Source organism: Ruegeria sp. AI3 (assembly GCF_056541245.1).
In genome coordinates, this window is sequence record NZ_JBQFYA010000010.1 from 218,035 (window position 1) to 225,108 (window position 7,074).

Below are 7,074 nucleotides of genomic sequence, written 5' to 3' on the forward strand. Positions count from 1 at the left end.
CCCTTGACGATAGGAATTGTCCGCACCAAAGGGTTTGTCACTAGCCCCTACGATATCTAAGTCTTCGAACAGGTCACGCAGAGCACCGGTCTGCGCGGCACCCGATCATAGTTCCTGCTATCGAAGCGCTGGAAAAAACCGCGGGCGATCCATGCGCCCGCGGAATAGGTCAGCCAGACCTACTGTGTTTTTGTCATCGCCGCACGTAGCAATTCCGGGCGATCCGATTGTGATGGCAGGAACACGGCCTGAGATCCGGCATCCAGCGCGGACAGGCTCGCATCATACCATTGCATCGCCAGATCGCGACGCTCTTGCACGCCGAAACCTTCGCGCAGGTGGTGGCCAATCAGCTCTCCATATGCTGGTTCACCCATGGCAACCAGCATCAAGGCCGAGCCTACGGCGCTGTCCATATTATCCTGACGGTAGCCCATCGCCAGACAGACCTTGCTGGTCGCGGCAAGGTCTTCAGGGCTGAGGCCAGAATCCAGAGCCAGCTTGCGCATCTGCGTTTCGGCATCGGCTTTCGACGTCAACGACAGCGATACAACCTGTGGCGCTAGCATCTCACCATAGGACTCGCATTGCGCCGCTACTTGATCCGGTGTCAGGCCTTGAATGTCCTGCATCAAATCTTCACCCCGTGCCATGGCGTAGCTCCGCGCAAGACAGAACTGCTCGCTGAGGGCGAAATCGGGGTCCGACATGTTCGCCAGCGTGGTATAGCCGCCATTGGTCGAGGTTTGCAGCATCACCGCGCTACAACGGTTGGCCAGCGACGGGCCACCGGTACCGCCTGCAAACAGGCTCGGCAGGGCTGCAGTGGCCGTTTCGGTCACTTCAGGCTCGGGCGCCGGTTCAGCAGGTGCCGCCGTCGCAGTCACAGGCGCTACAGGTTGCGGCGCGGGTTGCGGAGCAGCGGCCACAGCCGTGCCAGTTTGGACTTGCCGACGATAGGCCATCAACAAAGGCTGACCGGAGAGCTGAGTGCTGGCCTGCCCGCCACTTGTGCCCCAGTAATAAGCCTGCATCAGGAAATCGCGCTGATAGGGTTGGAAATCATACCCGTTGACCGGGTACCCCATGGACGCCTGATACCGTTGGATTGCAGCTCGCGTGCCGCCGCCCACCTGACCATCAACCCGTCCGGCATTGTAGCCGAAATAGTTGAGCGCCGTTTGCGTCTGCGCCCCTTCCGAAGTAGATGGAATGCTTGGCCGATATGTCCGGGTGGTCGAGCGCTGCGCTTTCTTCTTTTGCTGATCTTTGCCGATTGCGTAGCCAACCACGCCTCCGACAACCGCGCCGCCAATGAAATCACCCGCATCTGCCCTGGCAATCTGAGGATTCGCGGTCGACAAAGCGAAGGTCAAACAAAGTGTTGCCAATAAACGAAAAATCATAAGTTACCTCCAAAACACAACAACAATTGGAGGAAATTATACCACAACGCCGTAAAGCATGCGCAAAAAAGGCGGATCAGTATCCTTGCAGATCGACCCGCCAGTAGATGCCGCCTCTGGATTCATGAAACCAGAGGCGGCACGCGTTGGTATCAGCCCCGTTGCCCCACATGGCGGCCCGCCCCTTGAGGGGTCGGCAGCTTGGCGTGATCTTCGGCAAAAGCGGTCAGTTTCGCGGCCACACCCTCGGTCGGCAGAGAGGTCTTGCGCGCGTTCAAATCCATATGCAGCAGCAGGGTTTCGACGGTGGCCGCGACCTCTCCATCCGGTCCGTACAGACGGTGGAACAGGTGCATTTTCTTGCCTTCGCCCCGCAGAACCTGCGTTGTGACGGTCAGACGATCCCCCGCATGCAATTCCGCGTGGTACTGCACGAAATTCTCGACCGTGAAATAGCTGTTGCCCGCCGCGATATAGTCTGCATCCGCGTCGATCATCAGCATGAAATTGTCCGTCGCCTGGGCCGAGACCTCGATATAGTGGGCCTCGTTCATGTGGCCATTATAGTCTGTCCAGCTTTGCGGGATGACACGATCCACGGTGATCGGCAGATCATCACCTTCGGGGTCAGGCAACATCGCTTCATGCGCGTTCAGAACGCCGCCCGCACCGCTGCCGGTTTTCTTCAGCGCTCGCATCATCCCGATCAGGTTGTCATCGCGCAGACGCTCCAGTTCGCGGATCGACATATGGCCGGATTGCGCGTCCGACTGACCGGCGATCAGGTCGACCAGTTCATCGGTAAATTCCGGCACATCCATCAGCTTAGTCCAAGGCCATTGCAGGGCCGGGCCGAATTGCGCCATGAAGTGTTTCATCCCTGCCTCGCCACCCGCGACGCGGTAGGTTTCGAACAGACCCATCTGCGCCCAGCGGATACCAAACCCCATGCGGATCGCTTCGTCGATTTCTTCGGTCGTGGCGACGCCATCCTTGACGAGCCAAAGCGCCTCACGCCAGACAGCCTCGAGGAAACGGTCTGCGATATGCGCATCGATCTCTTTGCGGACGGTCAGCGGATACATACCGATGGACCGCAGGATATCAGACGCCTTGGCGCATGTGTCGGCAACCCCCACCAGCTCGACCAGAGGCAGCAGGTAGACGGGATTGAACGGGTGCGCGACGACGACACGACCGCCGTGTTCGTTCAGTTCAGAGGGTTTGAACCCCGAGGTCGAAGACCCGATCACCGCATCGGCAGGCGACAGCTTGTCGATCTGCGCGTGGATCTTGTGCTTGAGGTCCAAACGCTCGGGCACGCTTTCCTGAACCCACGCGGCGCCGGCCAAAGCCTCGCCCATATCGTCATGAAAAGTCAGAGTGCCCTCGGCTGGCAGCGCCTTGTCATAAAGGGCGGGCAAGGCGCGGCGGGCATTGGCCAACACCTCGCCGATTTTGCGCTCGGCTTCTGGGTCCGGGTCAAAGACCGATACGTTCCAGCCGTTCAGCAGAAAGCGGGCGACCCAGCCCCCGCCGATCACGCCGCCGCCGATGATGGTTGCTTTTTGTGTCATGGCGCGAGTGTCTCCGTATGGCCATCAATGGACAGAACCTGCCCCGAGATTTTGGTTCCCGCCTCTGAGGCAAGGAAATGAATGCTGTTCGCCACGTCCTGCGCCGTGACCCATGTTTTCATGGACACGCCGGTCACATAGGCGGCGCGCATGGTCTCAATGCTCTGACCATGGGCTGCAGCCTCGTTGGCCAACACACGCTCCATCCGGTCGCCTTCGACAGCACCGGGGCAGATCGCGTTGACGCGGATGCCAAAGGGACCAAGCTCCATCGCGAGGGTTTTGGTCAGACCGATCAGGGCCCATTTCGCCGCCGCATAGGGCGACCGCATCGGATAGCCCATGATCCCAGCAGTGGACGAGGTCATGACGATCAGGCCACTTTTTTGCGCCTTCATGACCCGCGCCGCCCAGCGGCAGGTCAGATACGAACCATTCACGTTGGTGGCGAGGCATTGCTGCCACGCGTCATAGGCAAGGTCTTCGATCGGCCCGGCGGGGCCGCCGGTACCGGCATTGGCGCAGACCACATCAATGCCGCCCCATTCCGCCTCAACGGAACTCAGGAAGGCGTCCATGGCGGACTCCGAGGTGACATCGGCCACCACGGCGATACTGCCGGGATGCGCTTCGGCAAAGCTCTGAACCGCGGCAGGGTCTGCATCGCAGACCGCGACCCGTGATCCGTCTTGAATGAATTGCTCCGCAATGACGCGGCCAATGCCAGCCGCGCCTGCGGTTACAAGAACGCGCCTGTTCATTTCGCGACGGGAGCGCGCTTGGTCAAGCCCAGTTTCTCGCGCACGGCGTCCGGGCCGATGATCTTGGCGCCCATGTTCTCGATCACCGTCACGGCACGTTCGACCAGTTGCGCATTGGTGGCTAGAACGCCTTTTTCCAGAAACAGGTTGTCCTCAAGCCCGACGCGGACATTGCCGCCCGCCAGAACCGATTGCGCAACGTAGGGCATCTGATCGCGACCCAGCGAGAAGGCCGACCATGTCCAATCAGACGGCACCGCATTGACCATCGCCATGAAGGTGTTGATGTCGTTGGGGGCACCCCACGGGACACCCATACACAGTTGGACCAGAGCGTTGGGCTCCAGAATACCCTCTTTCACCAATTGCTTGGCGAACCATAGGTGGCCGGTGTCGAAGGCTTCGATCTCTGGTTTCACGCCAAGATCGGTCATCATCTGACCCATCGCCCGCAACATGCCGGGGGTGTTGGTCATCACATAGTCTGCCTCGGCGAAGTTCATTGTGCCACAGTCGAGCGTGCAGATCTCGGGCAGGCATTCGGCGATATGCGCCATCCGCTCTGTCGCGCCGATCATGTCAGTGGCCGCTTCATTGACCGGAAATGGGCTCTCGGTCGGGCCAAATACAATATCACCGCCCATACCGGCCGTCAGGTTCAGCACCACGTCGACCTCAGCATCGCGAATGCGGTCTGTCACCTCGCGGTACAGGCCCAAATCGCGCGACGGCACACCGGTTTCCGGGTCGCGTACGTGGCAATGCACAACGGCAGCCCCCGCCTTGGCCGCATCAATCGCCGAGTTGGCAATCTGCTCGGGCGAGCGCGGCACATGCGGAGACTTGTCCTGCGTCCCACCCGATCCGGTGATGGCACAGGTGATGAAAACTTCGCGGTTCATGGCAAGGGGCATAACTTTGTCCTTCGATCAGCAGGAATCGCGCCTTGGAAGGCGACTGAATGCGGCAACGCTACTTTCAAAACCTCGGAACAAACGATACATTTCTCGTCAGGAGGAATACTTTTGTCGTCATCCCCTCATGAGCATTTCGAGTTCCTGTTGCTGGACGGGTTTTCCAACATGGTTCTGGCCAGCGCGCTGGAGCCATTGCGAGACGTCAAGATGCGCGCGCTCTACGCCAGTCCGGGTTGGGAGATCACCAGCCTGAACGGCGAACCCGTGGAAAGCTCGAGCGAAATACAAGTTTCTCCCAATCGGGTCTTCGACCCAGCAAAATCGACCGGAACGCTGGTCATCGTGGCCGGTTACCGCGTCCGGCAGCAGATCAATAGAGAGCTTCTAGTTGCGATCCGACAGGCTGTTCGGACTGCCAAGCGCGTTCTGGCCCTTGATACCGCGGCTTGGATTTTAGCCGAAGCCGGAGTTCTGGACGGGCACCAAGCCACGATCCACTGGCAAGAGTTTGATGCCTTTCGCGAAAGCTTTCCCAAAGTGAACGTGTCCAGCGCCCGGTTTGTCCATTCTGGTCCGTTTCTAACCTGCGGAGGGGCCAGCACGGCGCTGGAACTAACCCTCGACCTGATACAGAGCCTGTTCGGGCCTGCTGCCGCATTTGATGCATCGAACATGTTCATCTACGACCCCGCCCGCCAATCCGAGCTGAAGCGCGGTTCTCAACAATTGCAAGATCGTGGGTCGCCCAAACTGCTGGACGCCCTGAATGTCATTGCTGAAAACGTCGAGACGCCGCTGACGACATTTGAGCTGGCCGAACGCGTCTCGCTCTCCGAGCGCAGCCTCAGCCGCGCGTTTGCGGATGAACTGGGGATGACGACCGGCAAGTACTACAAGCTCTATCGTTTGCAACATGCACGCTATCTGGCGCAGGAAACACGCCTGAGTGTCGAACAGATCGCCCTGCGATGCGGGTTTTCCTGTTCGTCGGCCCTCGGGCGGTCGTTCACCCGTGAATTCGGCCGCCCGATCAGCGCCTTTCGCCCGCAAAACCGAAACGGGCCGTCCGATGGGACAGCCCGCTCCGTCTAACGTTTGGCAGATCACGCAGCAGCGATCTGACCTGCCTTTTCAACCAGCACCTCCGCCTGCCGGATCGAGGCATAGTCAATCAGCCGACCGTCCAGCGAGACAGCGCCCTTGCCTGCCGCCTCTGCATCGGCCATCGCGACGAGAATCCGCTTGGCCTTGTCCACCTCGGCATCCGAAGGCGACATGACCTCATTGGCCAGCGCGATCTGGCTGGGGTGAATGGCCCACTTGCCCTCACACCCCAGAACCGCTGCACGCTTTGCCGCCGCGCGATAGCCAGCGGGGTCTTGAAAATCACCGAACGGGCCGTCGATCGGGCGCAGGCCGTTTGCGCGCGCCGCAACAACCATACGCGCCAGCGCGTAGTGCCACATATCACCCCAATGGGTCATGCGGCCGCCCTCAGGATCCGCATCCGTCAGGACCGAATAATCCGGGTTCACACCGCCAATGATGGTTGTCCGCGCACGGGTCGAGGCCGCGTAGTCGGCAACGCCGAAATGCAGGCTTTCGTTGCGTTTCGACGCGGCAGCAATCTCGCTGACATTCTGCATGCCGAGCGCCGTTTCGATGATATGTTCGAACCCGATCCGCTTTTTGTAGCCTTTGGCGTCCTCGATCTGGGTGACCAGCATGTCGACGGCGTAAACATCCGCGGCGGTGCCGACCTTGGGGATCATGATCAGGTCCAGACGTTGACCGGCCTGTTCGACCACATCCACCACGTCGCGATACATGTAATGAGTATCCAGCCCGTTGATCCGTACCGACATGGTCTTGTTGCCCCAGTCGATGTCATTCAGGGCCTCGATGATGTTCGCTCTAGCCTGTTCTTTTTCGTCGGGCGCGACGGCGTCTTCCAGATCCAGGAAGATCACATCCACATCCGACTTGGCCGCTTTTTCAAACATGCCGGGCTGGCTGCCCGGAACAGCCAGTTCGCTGCGGTTCAGACGGGCCGGAGCCTGTTCGATTGGGTGAAAGCTCATGGTTTAGGGTCCTTGGTTTTACAGGTTCGGGTAGATAGGGAAGCGGGCGCAGAGGTCTGCGACTTCGGCTTTGACCTTGGCCTCGACGTCGGCATTGCCGTCTTCGCCATTGGCGGCGAGACCGTCGACCACTTCAATGATCCAATCCGCGATCTGGCGGAACTCGACCTCGCCGAAGCCGCGCGTGGTGCCAGCGGGTGAGCCCAGACGGATGCCCGAAGTGATGGTCGGCTTCTCAGGATCAAACGGCACGCCGTTCTTGTTGCAGGTGATATGCGCGCGGCCCAAGGCCTTCTCGGTCGCGTTGCCCTTCACGCCTTTGGGGCGCAGGT

At 60.0% G+C, this 7,074-nt stretch carries 6 protein-coding genes and 1 pseudogene; 1 reads left to right on the plus strand and 6 read right to left on the minus strand.

Features of this window, described 5'->3' with window-relative positions; all coding sequences use genetic code 11:
* Positions 1–179: 179 nt before the first annotated feature.
* The 4 genes from ACRZ95_RS16135 to bcoG form a co-directional block, all read right to left on the minus strand.
* On the minus strand, positions 180–1,406 hold the full coding sequence (locus ACRZ95_RS16135) for a peptidoglycan-binding domain-containing protein (RefSeq protein WP_170679706.1): 1,227 nt from the start codon (positions 1,404–1,406) through the stop codon (positions 180–182).
* Positions 1,407–1,558: 152 nt separating this feature from the next.
* On the minus strand, positions 1,559–2,983 hold the full coding sequence (locus ACRZ95_RS16140; RefSeq protein WP_170679704.1) for a carnitine 3-dehydrogenase: 1,425 nt from the start codon (positions 2,981–2,983) through the stop codon (positions 1,559–1,561).
* Positions 2,980–3,744 (minus strand): SDR family oxidoreductase, encoded by a 765-nt coding sequence (locus tag ACRZ95_RS16145; protein WP_170679702.1) that lies wholly within the window; start codon positions 3,742–3,744, stop codon positions 2,980–2,982. Before ACRZ95_RS16145 ends, ACRZ95_RS16140 begins: the two co-directional genes overlap by 4 nt.
* On the minus strand, positions 3,741–4,658 hold the full coding sequence (bcoG, locus tag ACRZ95_RS16150) for a 3-dehydrocarnitine:acetyl-CoA trimethylamine transferase BcoG (RefSeq protein WP_170679700.1): 918 nt from the start codon (positions 4,656–4,658) through the stop codon (positions 3,741–3,743). The genes ACRZ95_RS16145 and bcoG overlap by 4 nt, the downstream gene beginning before the upstream one ends.
* 111 nt (positions 4,659–4,769) lie before the next feature.
* Here bcoG and ACRZ95_RS16155 point away from each other — a divergent pair, with 111 nt between their 5' ends.
* Positions 4,770–5,753 carry a GlxA family transcriptional regulator gene (locus ACRZ95_RS16155; RefSeq protein WP_170679698.1) on the plus strand — a complete coding sequence of 328 codons (984 nt, stop codon included), beginning with the start codon at positions 4,770–4,772 and terminating at the stop codon, positions 5,751–5,753.
* A gap of 11 nt (positions 5,754–5,764) precedes the next feature.
* On the opposite strand, the gene ACRZ95_RS16160 is transcribed toward ACRZ95_RS16155, so the two are convergent.
* Entirely contained in the window at positions 5,765–6,742 is a 978-nt protein-coding gene (locus tag ACRZ95_RS16160; RefSeq protein ID WP_170641072.1) for an HpcH/HpaI aldolase/citrate lyase family protein, read from the minus strand.
* Positions 6,743–6,760: 18 nt separating this feature from the next.
* Positions 6,761–7,074 (minus strand): annotated as a pseudogene (gene glyA, locus ACRZ95_RS16165) (serine hydroxymethyltransferase); the annotation flags it as partial.

Coding starts and splice junctions, on each gene's coding strand:
- ACRZ95_RS16160 (WP_170641072.1), bottom strand. CDS start 6,742: ATGAGCTTTCACCCAATCGAACAGGCTCCGGCCCGTCTGAACCGCAGC.
- ACRZ95_RS16135 (WP_170679706.1), bottom strand. CDS start 1,406: ATGATTTTTCGTTTATTGGCAACACTTTGTTTGACCTTCGCTTTGTCG.
- ACRZ95_RS16145 (WP_170679702.1), bottom strand. CDS start 3,744: ATGAACAGGCGCGTTCTTGTAACCGCAGGCGCGGCTGGCATTGGCCGC.
- bcoG (WP_170679700.1), bottom strand. CDS start 4,658: ATGCCCCTTGCCATGAACCGCGAAGTTTTCATCACCTGTGCCATCACC.
- ACRZ95_RS16140 (WP_170679704.1), bottom strand. CDS start 2,983: ATGACACAAAAAGCAACCATCATCGGCGGCGGCGTGATCGGCGGGGGC.